Source organism: Streptomyces flavalbus, from assembly GCF_042674625.1.
Taxonomy (GTDB): domain Bacteria; phylum Actinomycetota; class Actinomycetes; order Streptomycetales; family Streptomycetaceae; genus Streptomyces; species Streptomyces flavalbus.
Genome location: NZ_JBHTEB010000001.1, coordinates 4013749 through 4026685 on the forward strand (window position 1 = coordinate 4013749; position 12937 = coordinate 4026685).

Below are 12937 nucleotides of genomic sequence, written 5' to 3' on the forward strand. Positions count from 1 at the left end.
TCCATGACATGCCAAGGAAGGACCTCTCACCTTCTCATGTCATGTCATTGGTTAGCTTGGCAAATAACACCTCACCACCGCGAATCACGGTAGCACCTTCCACTAGCCACTTGCAACTTACCCGCCGCCCTGCCCTCTTGGTAGCCGAAACCGGAAAGCGGATCTCGTGCCAGGAAGTTCACTCTCAGCATGTGCCAGCAGACTGACCAGTTGACACCTCAACTACAAGTGAGAGGGGGCAGCCTTTCACGACTGCCCCCTCTCATGTCACTCAGCGATTGGCAGGTACACCCTGTTCCCGCTGGCCGCGAACTCCCTCGACTTCTGGAGCATCCCCTCCGCGACCTCCTCCTGAGACGCCCCCTCAGCCGCCGCACCACCGAACCGCTCTGTGATGCTTTGACTAATCTTCATCGAGCAGAACTTGGGCCCGCACATCGAGCAGAAGTGCGCTGTCTTGGCGGGCTCGGCAGGCAGGGTCTCGTCGTGGAACTCGCGGGCCGTGTCCGGGTCGAGGGCCAGGTTGAACTGGTCCTCCCACCGGAACTCGAAACGGGCGTCGGACAGGGCGTCGTCCCACTCCTGTGCACCTGGGTGCCCCTTGGCGAGGTCGGCTGCGTGGGCGGCGATCTTGTAGGTGATGACGCCGGTCTTGACGTCGTCACGGTTGGGTAGGCCCAGGTGTTCCTTGGGCGTGACGTAGCAGAGCATGGCCGTACCCCACCAGGCGATCATCGCGGCACCGATGCCGGAGGTGATGTGGTCGTACGCCGGAGCGATGTCCGTCGTCAGCGGGCCGAGCGTATAGAACGGAGCTTCATCACAGATCTCCTGCTGAAGGTCGATGTTCTCCTTGATCTTGTGCATCGGGACGTGTCCCGGGCCTTCGATCATCGTCTGTACGTTCCAACGCTTGGCGATCTGGTTGAGTTCCCCGAGCGTGCGCAACTCCGCGAACTGCGCCTCGTCGTTGGCGTCCGCGATCGAGCCCGGCCGCAGCCCGTCACCGAGGGAGTAGGTGACGTCGTAGGCGGCGAGGATCTCGCAGAGTTCCTCGAAGTTCTCGTACAGGAAGCTCTCCTTGTGGTGCGCCAGGCACCACGCGGCCATGATCGAGCCGCCGCGGGAGACGATCCCGGTCTTGCGGTTGGCGGTCAGCGGGACGTAGGGCAGGCGCACGCCCGCGTGGACGGTCATGTAGTCCACGCCCTGCTCGGCCTGCTCGATGACCGTGTCCTTGTAGATCTCCCAGGTCAGCTCCTCGGCCCTGCCGTCGACCTTCTCCAGCGCCTGGTAGAGCGGCACCGTGCCGATGGGGACCGGGGAGTTGCGCAGCACCCACTCGCGGGTGGTGTGGATGTTGCGGCCGGTGGACAGGTCCATGACCGTGTCGGCGCCCCAGCGGGTCGCCCAGGTCATCTTCTCGACCTCCTCTTCGATGGAGGAGGTCACCGCGGAGTTGCCGATGTTGGCGTTGACCTTCACCAGGAACCGCTTGCCGATGATCATCGGCTCGATCTCCGGGTGGTTGACGTTGGCGGGCAGCACGGCCCGCCCCGCCGCGATCTCCTCGCGGACCACCTCGGGAGAGACGTTCTCCCTGAGCGCCACGAACTCCATCTCCGGCGTGATCTCCCCGCGGCGCGCGTACGCGAGCTGGGTGACCGCCTTCCCGTCGCGGCCCCGGCGCGGCTGCCGCGGCCGACCGGGGAAGACCGCGTCCAGGTTGCGCAGCCCGCCCCGCGGCGAGGTGTGCTTGATCCCGTCGTCCTCGGGACGGACGGGGCGGCCCGCGTACTCCTCGGTGTCACCGCGGGCGACGATCCAGTTCTCGCGCAGCGGTGACAGACCCCTGCGGACGTCCGTGTCGACGAGTGGATCGGTGTACGGGCCCGATGTGTCGTACAGCGTGACCGACTGCCCGTTGGTGAGGTGCACCTGACGGACCGGCACCTGTATGTCGGGGCGGGAGCCCGCGACATACGCCTTGTGCCAGCCGATGGACTTCCCGACCTCGGCAGACTCCGTGTCGCTGGAGAGCTGCGTGGAGGCAGGCGTGCGTACGTCCTTGTTGGCCATGAGACCTACTCCCTACGCCGGCATTACCCGGTAACAGGTTCGGCGGTCGACGCAGCGGTTTCCGTCCGCCGATGTCCCGTGTGAAACATCACTCGATGTGGGTGACGTTTCATGTGAAACATCGCTGGGACGGAGGTCAGCGCCCTCTCAGCCCGGTGCTCCGAGCTCCCGCGTTTACAAAGGTGGCTCCACGCTAGCGTCAATTCGGGCGCGGTGAACAGAGGGCCTCTGTCGTTCTTGCGATGATCGGTCGGTGACCACGACGCAGCATCCTCCGTTCCCACCGCCCGAACCACCACGCGGCTCCGCCCCCAGAACCGGCAATGCCCCTGGCCGGGGCCAGGGTTCAGCGGGGTCCGAATTCGGCGGCGAGGGCGGGTACGGGTCTGGGGCCGGGCCCAGCGGTGGGCCTGGTGGTGGGCCCAGTGGGGGGTACGGCGTCGGGCCCGGCGGTGAGTACGGGGGTGGGTACGGCCCGGGGGGCGGGCCTGGGGCCGGTTCCGGTGCCGGTTCCGGAAGCGGTGGTGCTTCCGGTGGCCCCGGCGGACGTTCCGGTGGCCCTGGGGGGCGCGGGCCCGGAGGTGGCGGAGGACGTGGGTCGTCCGGCGGCGGTGGTGGACACGGGGCGTCCGGCGGCGGTGGTGGACACGGGTCCGGTGACCACGATGGGCACGGAGTCGGTGGAAACGGAGGGCACGGGCCTGGTGACCACGGCGGACACGGCGCCGGAGGTGGGCACTCGCACGGTCACGGGCACGGGCCCGCCGCGCCGGTCTCCCAGCACCTGCGCAAGGTGATCGCGGCGATCCTCATCCCGTTCACCGCCGCGGTCGTCATCGGTCTCGCCGTCCTGTGGCCCGGGGGCGCGCCCCCGCACGAGCGCACCGGGGTCGGTTTCGATCGGCAGACCCAGCAGGCCACGGTCACCAAGGTGGAGAGCCTGAGCTGCTCCTCCGTGAACGGCTCCACGGTCCCGCCGACGGGCGACACCTCCACCGCCGAGGGCTCCTCCGCGCAGCAACAGGCGCAGGGCACCTGCAAGAAGGCGACGATCCGGATCGACACCGGCAAGGACAGCGGCCGTACGTTCACCGAGATCGTGCAGCCGGACCAGTCCCGGCAGTTGCACGAGGGCCAGGAGGTCGTGGTCGCCTACGAGCCCTCGGCGCCCAAGGACCTGCAGTACTCGGTGACCGATGTGAACCGCAGGCTGCCCCTGGCCCTGCTCGCGGGCATCTTCGCGGTCGCCGTCGTGGTCGTCGGACGGCTGCGGGGCGTCATGTCGCTGGTCGCCCTCGCCGCCAGCTTCCTGGTGCTGAACTTCTTCATCCTGCCCGCGATCCTCCAGGGCTCGAACCCGTTGCTCGTGGCGGTCATCGGGGCGAGCGCCATCATGCTGATGGCCCTGTACCTGTGCCACGGTCTGTCAGCCCGTACATCGGTCGCGGTACTCGGCACCCTGGTCTCGCTGCTGCTGATCGGCGTCCTCGGCTCGCTGTTCATCGACTGGGCCGCGCTCACCGGCAACACCGACGACAACACCGGCCTCATCCACGGCCTGTACCCGACGATCGACATGAGCGGTCTGCTGCTCGCCGGTATCATCATCGGCTCGCTCGGCGTCCTGGACGACGTGACCGTCACACAGACCTCCGCCGTGTGGGAGTTGCACGAGGCGAACCCGACGATGGGCTGGCGCGGCCTGTACCGCGCGGGCATCCGCATCGGCCGCGACCACATCGCGTCCGTCGTTAACACCCTCGTCCTCGCGTACGCCGGTGCCGCGCTGCCGCTGCTGCTGCTCTTCTCCATCGCGCAGAGCAGCGTGGGGGCGGTCGCCAACAGCGAACTGGTCGCTGAGGAGATCGTGCGCACACTGGTGGGCTCGATCGGCCTGGTGGCGTCGGTGCCGGTCACCACGGCGCTGGCGGCGCTCGTGGTCTCGGCCGACCGGCCCGGACCCCGGCAGGGCCAGGACGCCGCACCGACCGGGGCCCGCCCGGCTGCGGCATCTGGCGGCCGGGGGCGTCGCCGGAGGCGCTGACCCGGCGAGTCGGAGCGAGAAGCGCGCCCTCGCCCGCCCTCATCCGCATCCGCATCCGCAGGTGAAGCGTTACGCCACCTGTCTGGAGTAACGCTTCACCCAGCGCCCTGGTCCGCGAGGATGCGGTCGAGGGCCTCGTCGAGGTGGGCGTCGAAGTCGCCGAGCACGCCCTCCTGGCCCAACGGCACCAGCCTGTCGGTGCGGTCGAGGAACGCCACGAGCGGTGCCGACGACGACCGGAACAGCGCTTGGTCGGCGCCGACCTGGAGCCGGATCAGGACCTCGCCCAGCGCCTCGGGTTCGACCGGTGTGACCCGCACATCGCCCTCGCCGCACGGCCGACCGACCCCGTCGATCAGCAGCTCACGCCCGAACGCCCAGGTCACGGGTGCGTCCCCGGGCAGATGGAAGGTCAGCCGCACGGCATAGGGATCACAGGTCTCGTAGCGCAGCTCCACCGGGATGCGGAAGGAGAGCTCCTCGGAGACGAGAAAGCTCATCATGACCTCTGCCTGTACCGCCTGTACGGACTCGCGCATCGCCTACCCCGTCATTTGCCGTCGACTGGCCGGGAATGAACCCTGAACACTGTTGGAATCTTGCTGAATGTGTGCATCAGATCACAAGGAGTGAGTTTTCAGATACTGATAGAGATCGCAAGTGAGCCGAGAAACTGTCCGATCTCGTCCTGCAACTGCCGGACCGCGGGGAGCAGCCGGTCGGCCTGGTGGGCCGGGAGGGAGATCGCCATCGTCGCGGCGGTGGTGCCCACGGTCAGGGGGATCGCCGCGCAGACCGTTCCGAGCGCGTACTCCTGCCGCTCGACCACCGGCTCCATGCTCTGGTTCCGTTCCAGCCGTCGTAGCAGGCCGTGGTTGTCGCGGACCGTGTACGGGGTGATCGGCTGCACGGGGTAGCGGTCGAGGTGGTCGCGGCGGGCGCCGTCGTCCAGTTGGGACAGGAGGCACTGCCCGATGGCGTGCGCGTGTCCGGTCTCCCGGAAGTCGGCCCACTCCTCCACCGCCGGGTTGCCCGGGGTGTCGGAGACGCATCTGACGTCGATCTCGCCCTCGCGGTAGAGCGCGTAGTAGACGGGTACGCCGATGGCGTCCCGCCAGCGCGCGAGGGCGTCAACGATCGTGCTGCGACGTTTCTGCTGGGCTCCGACGCTGCTCAGCCGCTCGGCGGCCTCTCCGAGGAAGTACAGCCCCTGCTCCCGGCGTAGATAGCCCTCGTGGGCGAGGGTGCGCAGCAGGTGGTAGGCCGTGGGGAGGGCGAGGCCGGTCTCACGGGCCAGTTGCTTGGCGGGGGCGCCGTGTTCGTGCCCGGCGACGCACTCCAGCAGGCGCATGGCGCGCTGCACGGAACCGATGAGGGTGGTGGCGTGCGGAGACGGGGGCGGCTCGGAGGGCCGCTGCGCGGAGGAGCACGTCGGGGCCACCGGCGCGGGTGCGGCGGCCCGGCGCCTTGGGCCGGGGGCGGCTCGTACGGCCGCTGCCGCGGTCGCTGGTGGCGAGGGCTGCTCGGGTGGCCTGAAGCGTGGGCCCGGCGTGGGGAGGGCGGTCGTCAGGGTGGCCGCGGCGGGTGCGTGGGTTTCTGGGTCGGCTGGGGCGGTGTCAACCGTGGGCAAGAGTCACTCCCGGAGCGCGAGGGGGCTGTCCGTGCGGGGAACACGGGAGGAGGTGTGCGCCGCTCGCGGGGTCCTTCCCCGCGACGAGTTCTGGACTCTAACCGTCGATTGCCGCTCTCAGACGGCCTGCGCGGGAAACTTCCCCCGCCCGAGGGAACCCGCGCATCCTGTTACCCGTCACCCTGCCCGTGCCGCCGCGCACCAGCCGCCCGACCCGGTCCACCCGTTTCAACCCCGGGCCGACCGCCGCACCGCTCACGCGTCGCCGAAACCGGTCACCAGTCGCCGCGTGAGGAGGAGCTGGAGGTGAACTTGCGTACGACGTAGATGAGTCCGCCGACCAGGGCCACGAAGACCAGCACCTTGAACAGCAGGCCGATCACGAAGCCGATGACGCTGGCTATCAGGCCGCCGAACACGACCAGGGCGATGACCGGCACCGCGATCCACTTCACCCACCACGGAAGTCCCGCGAAGATCTCTCGCATTGCCTTCGTCCTGTCTCTCCGCCCGTCGCAGTTGCCGGGGGCTGTCGAGGGCCGACGCTTCTTGGGGCCGACCCTTTTCGATGTCCTGCTTCGATGCTAGGGCGCCGAGGGGCCCAGCGGGCGCCCCGCACCCCTTGTCCTCCCCTGACCGAACCCCTAGGGAACCCGGAGAGCGCGGCTCATCCCTCGGGCGGTGAGAACACCACCAGGACCCTCAGGTCCTCGCTGATGTGGTGGAACTTGTGGGCGACCCCGGCCGGGACGTACACCACGCTGCCGCGCGCCACCTGCGTGGTCTCCATGCCGACCGTGATCGCGGCGCGCCCGCTGACGACGAAGTACACCTCGTCCTGGTTGTGCGGCTTCTGCGGGTCCGGCTCGCCCGCGTCCAGCGCGTACAGCCCGACCGACATGTTCCGCTCCCGCAGGAACTGAAGGTAAGCCCCCTCGTTGGCGGCGCGTTCCGCCTCCAGTTCGTCCAGCCGGAAAGCCTTCATCGCTTCGTCGCCCTCGCACCCGTGCTCGTAGCCGATCTCGTCTGCCACGATCAGACACATGATGAATTTCCTAGTCAAGACGATCGCCAACGCGGGCGCCCTGGCGGTGGCCGTGTGGCTGGTCGGCAAGATCACCCTGACCGGTGACAGCACCGGCAAGAAGATCGGCACCCTGCTGCTGGTCGCGCTGATCTTCGGCCTGGTGAACTTCCTGGTCAAGCCGGTCGTGAAGCTGTTGAGCCTGCCCCTGCTCATCCTGACGCTCGGCCTGTTCACCCTGGTCGTGAACGCCCTGATGCTGCTGCTCACCTCGTGGCTGGCGGACAAGCTCGACCTGAGCTTCCACGTGGAGGGCTTCTGGACCGCCGTACTGGGTGGCCTGATCATCTCGATCGTCTCCTGGGCGCTGAACGTCGTCCTGCCCGACGGGGACTGAGCACATGACCTACCGTGTCTGTTTCGTCTGCACCGGCAACATCTGCCGCTCCCCGATGGCCGAGTCCGTCTTCCGGGCGCGCGTGGCGGAGGCCGGGCTCGACGAACTGGTCGAGGCCGACAGCGCCGGTACGGGCGGCTGGCACGAGGGCGAGGGCGCCGACCCGCGCGCGGCGGCCGTACTTCAGGAGCACGGGTACGCCGCCGAGCACACGGCGCGGCAGTTCCAGGCGGCCTGGTTCGCCCGGCTCGACCTCGTCGTCGCGCTCGACTCCGGCCATCTGCGCGCCCTGCGCCGCCTCGCGCCCACCGAGCAGGACGCCGCCAAGGTGCGGCTGCTGCGCTCGTACGACCCCGCCGTGGGTGTCGACGACCTCGACGTACCGGATCCGTACTACGGGGGCGCGGACGGCTTCGTGGAGTGTCTTGAGATGGTGGAGGCGGCGAGCACGGGTCTGCTCGCCGCGGTACGTGAGCAAGTGGAGGGACGCGCGGCATGAGCGAGGCGAACAGCGGTACGGGGCGGCAGCACGAGGACGGCGCACGCGCGCGTGAGGCCCTGTCCGGTGCGGCGACCGCCACCGGTGAGAGCACGCGCGCGGTACGGGCGGGGCTGCCGCAGCCGGTGAAGCACGAGCCGACCCTCCCCGGGCCGGTGTTCGCCGCGCACTTCCATCTGCCGGGCGACCCGACGGGCCCGTACACCTACGGCCGGGACGAGAACCCGACCTGGACCCATCTGGAGCGGGCGATCGGCGAGCTGGAGGCGCCGGGCACGGACGGCGTGGAGACGCTGGCGTTCGCTTCCGGCATGGCCGCCATCTCGTCCGTGCTCTTCTCCCAACTGCGCGCCGGGGACGCGGTCGTGCTGCCCAGCGACGGCTACCAGGTGCTGCCGCTGGTGCGGGCGCAGTTGGAGGCGTACGGCATCGAGGTGCGCACCGCGCCGACCGGCGGTGACGCCCAGCTCGACGTCCTCGACGGCGCGCGGCTGCTGTGGATCGAGACGCCGTCGAACCCCGGGCTCGACGTGTGCGACGTGCGCAGGCTCGTCGGTGCGGCACACGCGCGGGGCGCCTTGGTCGCCGTCGACAACACGCTGGCGACGCCGCTCGGGCAGCGCCCGCTGGAACTGGGCGCCGACTTCTCCGTGGCCAGCGGCACCAAGCAGCTCACCGGGCACGGGGACATCCTCCTGGGGTACGTCACCGGCCGCGACGCCGAGGTCATGGCCGCCGTACGCCGCTGGCGCAAGATCGTCGGGGCGATCCCCGGGCCTATGGAGGCATGGCTCGCGCACCGGTCGATCGCCACGCTCGGGCTGCGTGTGGAACGGCAGAACGCCACCGCCCTCACCGTGGCGGAGGCGCTGCGCGACTGGCCCGAGCAGCTCGACGTGCGCTACCCGGGGCTGCCGACCGACCCTTCGCACAAGATCGCCTCGCAGCAGATGCGGGGCTACGGCTGTGTGGTGTCGTTCACGCTGCCCTCGCGCGCGCGTGCGGACCGTTTCCTGGACGCGCTGCGGCTGGTGGACGACGCGACGAGCTTCGGTGGCGTACGGTCCACGGCCGAGCGGCGCGGTCGCTGGGGCGGGGACGCGGTGCCGGAGGGCTTCATCCGGCTGTCGGTCGGCGCCGAGGATCCCGGGGATCTCGTGGCCGACGTGCTGCGGGCGCTGGAGGCGTCGGCGGGGTGAGCGCTGCCTGAACGTCCGCCGTGGGCGCGGGTACGGAGAACGGACGGTCCGAGCCTCCCCCCTCGTGGCTCGGACCGTCTTCGGTTCTGCGCGCGAAGAACCGCGCGTACAAGGCTAGTTGACTCTGTGTCAGTGTCCAATCACAGTAGCGGCAGAGGGCTATCGACTTATTTATCGTTGGGGCCCTGCCCGAAGCTCGAGCAGGGCCCGAGAAGGGGTGGGCGCGCCATGGATCTGGCCTTGCTGCGCACGTTCGTCACCGTGCACCGGGCCGGTTCCTTCACCCGCGCCGCCGCCCTGCTGGGCCTGTCCCAGCCCGCTGTCACCTCGCAGATCCGCACGCTGGAACGACAGCTCGGCCGTCCCCTGTTCCTGCGGCAGGCGCGGGGCGTCACCCCGACGACCATCGGCGACGAACTCGCCCACAAGGCGGCACCGCACCTCGACGCCCTGGTGGAGATCACCGAGACCGGGCTCGACGACGACTCCTCCTTACGGACCCTGCATCTGGCCGGGCCGCCGGAGTTCACCGCCGAACGGGCGCTGCCCTCGCTGGTGGGACTGACCGGCGAGGACGGACAGGGTTTCGCCCTGCGGGTCTCGTTCGGCAACGCCGACGAGGCACTGGAGGGACTGTCCGCCGGACACCACGACCTGGCCATCAGTACGACCCAGCCGCGTGGCGCCCTGCTCACGGCGACCGCGCTCTGCGACGAGGAGCACGTCCTGGTCGCCGCGCCCCGCTGGTCCAAGGAGATCGGCCCCGGAGCCCTGCGCGGTAGGGGTGCCCTCGCCCTGGAGCACGTCCCGGTCGTCGAGGTGCATGAGTCGCTGCCCTTCATCTCCCGTTACTGGGCCTCTGTCTTCGACTCGCGCCCCTCCGCGTCCGGAACCGTCATCGTGCCCGATCTGCGGGCGGTGCTCGCCTGTGCGAGCGCGGGTGCCGGGCTCGCGGTGCTGCCCCGCTATCTGTGCGCGTCCGCCCTGGAGCGCGGTGACGTGATCGCCCTGCATGAGCCCGCGGTGCCGCCGCTGCGTACGTACTTCCTGGTCGTGCGCACGGGCACCCTGGCCATGCCGCATATCGCTCGGGCCCATGAGTGGCTTCAGCGGGCCGCCGCCGACTGGTGCTGAGACAAGCGTTCATGGTGGCCGGGGAAGCTCACTTTCCGGGCTCGGCTGGTGACCTTTCGCGATGTTTCACGTGGAACCATGCGGGCCACATTTCTTCCATGACCGTCCGACCCGTGGTCAAGCGCACCGCCCGCGCCGTTCTTCTGGATGGCGGCGACCTGATCCTGATCAAGCGCACCAAGCCCGGCGTGGATCCTTACTGGGTCACTCCCGGGGGCGGGGTCGAGCCGGGGGACACCACCGTCGTCGACGCCCTGCACCGCGAGGTGTACGAGGAACTCGGCGCCAAGATCACCGATGTGGTCCCCTGCTTCGTGGACACGGTCGAGCACATCGGCGAGGACGGCGGCGCGACCGGCGTGAAGGTGCAGCACTTCTTCGTCTGCCGACTGGAGTCCATGGACCCGGCCCTGCGCCATGGCCCCGAGGTGGAGGAGCCGCTGGGCGAGTACGAGATCGTGCGCGTGCCCTTCACCCGCGTCGGCATCGCCTCCGTCCATCTCGTGCCGCTGTCGCTCCGGCACTACCTGGACGGCAATATCGAGGGCGTACGAGCGATGCACGCGCCTGACCTGGGGTGACCGTCAGCTCGTCGGGGCCATGAGTTCCTCGACCGCGTCATGCCGTATGCGCTCGGCCGGGATTCCGGCCGCCAGCACGGCGTGCACACCGCTGCGGATCATCCCGGGCGGGCCGGAGAGGTAGGCGTCGTACTCGTTCCAGGGGCCGTAGCCGCGCAGGGCGTCCGGGAGCTGGGCCTGCGCCTGCTGCTCGACGACCGGGCGGACCGCGAGCCAGGGGTGCGCCCGCTGGAGCCGGAGCATCGTGTCGATGTCATAGAGGTCGTGGTCGGTGCGGGCGCCGTAGAAGACCTCGACCGGTCGGCGCCTGCCGTGCTCGGCGATGTCCTCGATCAGCGCCTTGATGGGGGCTATGCCGGTGCCGCCGCCGAGGCAGAGCAGTCCACTGCTGGTGGTGTGGTCCACGGTCATCGACCCGGTGGGCGGGCCCAGGCGGATGATGTCGCCGGGGCGCGCCCGGTGCACCAGGGCGTGGGAGACCCAGCCCGCGGGGACCGCCTTCACATGGAACGTGAGCAGTCCGTCCGGGCGGGGCGCCGAGGCGAAGGAGTAGTGCCGCCAGACGCGTGGCCACCAGGGGGTCTCCACACTGGTGTACTGCCCGGCCAGAAAGGGGTAGGGCTGGTCGGGGCGGACGGTGACGACCGCGACGTCCGACGTCCTGAGGTCGTGGGCCACGACCTCCGCGTGCCACCAGGCAGGAGCCCTCAGTTCGTCGACCGCCGCGGCGTCGATCATCACCTGCGAGATCGTCGTGTAGGCGCGGATCCAGGCGGCCTCGGTCCGCTCGTCCCAGACGGCGTCCGCATACTGGCTCAGCGCCCCGATGAGGCACTCACCCACCGCCGGATAGTGCTCGGACCGGGTGCCGTACTTGCGGTGCCCCTGGCCCAGGTTCTTCAGATAGGGCACCAGGACCGTGGGGTGGTCGATGTGCTCGGCGGCGGTGAGCAGTGCCCTGAAGAGCCGGTCCCGCTGGGTGTCCATCGCGGCCGGGAACAACGGCCGCAGTTCCGGGTGGCGTACGAAGAGCAGCGCGTAGAAGTACGAGGTGACCTTGTCGGCCACCGGAGCTATCTCGTTCATGGTCCGGCGGACGAGGACGGCGTCCGGGGAGGCGTCCCTCGGTGCGAACCAGCCGCTTCCGTCGGAAGCGCCGTCGTCGGCCGACATGGTGGTCGGAGCGTCCATGGTCTGCCTCGCCTCGAACATCGACCCATTCCCTCGGGAGCGGGAGTCGACCCTACAGGCCACTGCCGCGCACACAAGTCCCTCTCTCTGGAGCGGTATTGGCCACGGAGCGAACGATCAATTCAGCAATTTCCGGGAGTGCCGCGCCGATTCTGATGTTTCACGTGAAACACCCCGTACCTGCCCGAACGCTGGGCACTCAGTCTGCGCTTGACCAAAAGCGCGTACATCTCTTCCGAAACAGGTGGACGCCACCGGCAGACGTTGACAGCCTGACCTGCGTGCCTACTCCTCCCCTCGCCGCTCTCCCCATCCGCCGACTGACGCTTCGCGATCTCCCCGCCTGCGCCGACTTGTCCGAGGACCGGGGGTGGCCGCGTGAGGAACACAAATGGGGATTCCTCCTGACGGCCGGAAAGGGATATGGCATCGACGACCCCGAGGGCGGCCTCGTCAGCGCTTGTGTGGTCACGGAGTACGGAGTCCCGGACCGCCCGGAGCTGGGTGCCATCGGCATGGTTCTCGTCGCTGAGCGTCATGCCCGCCGAGGCGTCGGCCGTCGGCTGATGCGCCATGTCCTCTCCACGATGAGCACGACTCCCCTGACCCTGCACGCCACCTCGCACGGCCGCCCGCTCTACGAGGAACTAGGGTTCAAGGCCACCGGCCGGGCGGAGATGGTGCGCGGTCGTTTCGTCCCCGGCGGGCCGGAACCCGAGGTCGCCACCCGCCCCGCCACCGCCGAGGACCTCACGGCGATCCTGCGGCTGGACGCCCAGGCGTTCGGCACGGATCGCACCCACCTCATCACCCGGCTGCCCGCCTTCGCCGACCGGGTACGGGTGGCCGTGGCGGGCGGCGAGATCATCGGCTATGCCGCCGCCTGGCCCAACATGGACACCCATGTGGTGGGCCCGCTGATCGGCCGGGACACGGAGACAGCGAAGGCCCTCATCGCCTCGCTCGCCGCCCACACCGACCGACCACTGCGCACCGACATCGACGTACGGCACGAGGAACTGCTCGCCTGGGTGAAGGAGCACGGCCTCGCGTCCATCGCCTTCAACTCGGTCATGACGTACGGCATGACCGAGCTGCCCGGGGACTGGACCCGACGCTTCGCTCCGCTCACGGTGGCCGCGGGCTGAGCGACCCGGCC

General features: G+C 69.5%; 13 protein-coding genes. 7 read left to right on the forward strand and 6 right to left on the reverse strand.

The features are described from left to right. Window positions 1-267: 267 nt before the first annotated feature. Complete coding sequence (thiC, locus tag ACFQZ6_RS18060; RefSeq protein ID WP_381610261.1) at window positions 268-2079, reverse strand: phosphomethylpyrimidine synthase ThiC; 1812 nt, start codon at window positions 2077-2079, stop codon at window positions 268-270. A gap of 253 nt (window positions 2080-2332) precedes the next feature. On the opposite strand from thiC, the gene ACFQZ6_RS18065 reads away from it, so the two are divergent. Further along, window positions 2333-4123: a YibE/F family protein gene (locus tag ACFQZ6_RS18065; RefSeq protein ID WP_381610264.1), complete on the forward strand. Its 1791-nt coding sequence runs from the start codon at window positions 2333-2335 to the stop codon at window positions 4121-4123. A gap of 95 nt (window positions 4124-4218) precedes the next feature. On the opposite strand, the gene ACFQZ6_RS18070 is transcribed toward ACFQZ6_RS18065, so the two are convergent. The 4 genes from ACFQZ6_RS18070 to ACFQZ6_RS18085 all read right to left on the reverse strand — a co-directional run bounded on the left by ACFQZ6_RS18070 (window position 4219) and on the right by ACFQZ6_RS18085 (window position 6738). Further along, entirely contained in the window at window positions 4219-4662 is a 444-nt protein-coding gene (locus ACFQZ6_RS18070; protein WP_381610267.1) for an SsgA family sporulation/cell division regulator, read from the reverse strand. 98 nt (window positions 4663-4760) lie between these two features. Next, the gene (locus tag ACFQZ6_RS18075) at window positions 4761-5486 is read right to left on the reverse strand and encodes an IclR family transcriptional regulator (RefSeq protein ID WP_381618413.1); all 726 of its coding nucleotides are present in this window, start codon (window positions 5484-5486) and stop codon (window positions 4761-4763) included. A 542-nt stretch (window positions 5487-6028) separates the two neighbouring features. Further along, window positions 6029-6241: a DUF5326 family protein gene (locus ACFQZ6_RS18080; protein WP_381610272.1), complete on the reverse strand. Its 213-nt coding sequence runs from the start codon at window positions 6239-6241 to the stop codon at window positions 6029-6031. Between the two features lie 179 nt (window positions 6242-6420). Beyond that, entirely contained in the window at window positions 6421-6738 is a 318-nt protein-coding gene (locus ACFQZ6_RS18085; RefSeq protein WP_210922216.1) for a cupin domain-containing protein, read from the reverse strand. A 58-nt stretch (window positions 6739-6796) separates the two neighbouring features. Here ACFQZ6_RS18085 and ACFQZ6_RS18090 point away from each other — a divergent pair, with 58 nt between their 5' ends. From ACFQZ6_RS18090 to ACFQZ6_RS18110, 5 genes are all read left to right on the forward strand, one after another. Beyond that, the gene (locus ACFQZ6_RS18090; RefSeq protein ID WP_381610275.1) at window positions 6797-7174 is read left to right on the forward strand and encodes a phage holin family protein; all 378 of its coding nucleotides are present in this window, start codon (window positions 6797-6799) and stop codon (window positions 7172-7174) included. A 4-nt stretch (window positions 7175-7178) separates the two neighbouring features. Continuing rightward, window positions 7179-7673 carry a low molecular weight protein-tyrosine-phosphatase gene (locus ACFQZ6_RS18095; RefSeq protein WP_381610278.1) on the forward strand — a complete coding sequence of 165 codons (495 nt, stop codon included), beginning with the start codon at window positions 7179-7181 and terminating at the stop codon, window positions 7671-7673. Beyond that, window positions 7670-8872: a cystathionine gamma-lyase gene (locus tag ACFQZ6_RS18100; RefSeq protein WP_381610281.1), complete on the forward strand. Its 1203-nt coding sequence runs from the start codon at window positions 7670-7672 to the stop codon at window positions 8870-8872. The genes ACFQZ6_RS18095 and ACFQZ6_RS18100 overlap by 4 nt, the downstream gene beginning before the upstream one ends. 228 nt (window positions 8873-9100) lie before the next feature. Beyond that, complete coding sequence (locus tag ACFQZ6_RS18105; RefSeq protein WP_381610284.1) at window positions 9101-10006, forward strand: LysR family transcriptional regulator; 906 nt, start codon at window positions 9101-9103, stop codon at window positions 10004-10006. Window positions 10007-10104: 98 nt separating this feature from the next. Beyond that, window positions 10105-10587: an NUDIX domain-containing protein gene (locus tag ACFQZ6_RS18110; RefSeq protein WP_381610287.1), complete on the forward strand. Its 483-nt coding sequence runs from the start codon at window positions 10105-10107 to the stop codon at window positions 10585-10587. Between the two features lie 3 nt (window positions 10588-10590). Here ACFQZ6_RS18110 and ACFQZ6_RS18115 read toward each other — a convergent pair whose 3' ends face one another. Further along, on the reverse strand, window positions 10591-11760 hold the full coding sequence (locus ACFQZ6_RS18115) for a globin domain-containing protein (protein ID WP_381618418.1): 1170 nt from the start codon (window positions 11758-11760) through the stop codon (window positions 10591-10593). Between the two features lie 299 nt (window positions 11761-12059). On the opposite strand from ACFQZ6_RS18115, the gene ACFQZ6_RS18120 reads away from it, so the two are divergent. Then, the gene (locus tag ACFQZ6_RS18120; RefSeq protein WP_381610290.1) at window positions 12060-12926 is read left to right on the forward strand and encodes a GNAT family N-acetyltransferase; all 867 of its coding nucleotides are present in this window, start codon (window positions 12060-12062) and stop codon (window positions 12924-12926) included. The last annotated feature ends 11 nt before the right edge of the window (window positions 12927-12937 follow it).

Coding starts and splice junctions, on each gene's coding strand:
- thiC (WP_381610261.1), bottom strand. CDS start 2,079: ATGGCCAACAAGGACGTACGCACGCCTGCCTCCACGCAGCTCTCCAGC.
- ACFQZ6_RS18070 (WP_381610267.1), bottom strand. CDS start 4,662: ATGCGCGAGTCCGTACAGGCGGTACAGGCAGAGGTCATGATGAGCTTT.
- ACFQZ6_RS18080 (WP_381610272.1), bottom strand. CDS start 6,241: ATGCGAGAGATCTTCGCGGGACTTCCGTGGTGGGTGAAGTGGATCGCG.
- ACFQZ6_RS18085 (WP_210922216.1), bottom strand. CDS start 6,738: ATGAAGGCTTTCCGGCTGGACGAACTGGAGGCGGAACGCGCCGCCAAC.
- ACFQZ6_RS18090 (WP_381610275.1), top strand. CDS start 6,797: ATGATGAATTTCCTAGTCAAGACGATCGCCAACGCGGGCGCCCTGGCG.
- ACFQZ6_RS18095 (WP_381610278.1), top strand. CDS start 7,179: ATGACCTACCGTGTCTGTTTCGTCTGCACCGGCAACATCTGCCGCTCC.
- ACFQZ6_RS18100 (WP_381610281.1), top strand. CDS start 7,670: ATGAGCGAGGCGAACAGCGGTACGGGGCGGCAGCACGAGGACGGCGCA.
- ACFQZ6_RS18105 (WP_381610284.1), top strand. CDS start 9,101: ATGGATCTGGCCTTGCTGCGCACGTTCGTCACCGTGCACCGGGCCGGT.
- ACFQZ6_RS18110 (WP_381610287.1), top strand. CDS start 10,105: ATGACCGTCCGACCCGTGGTCAAGCGCACCGCCCGCGCCGTTCTTCTG.
- ACFQZ6_RS18115 (WP_381618418.1), bottom strand. CDS start 11,760: ATGTCGGCCGACGACGGCGCTTCCGACGGAAGCGGCTGGTTCGCACCG.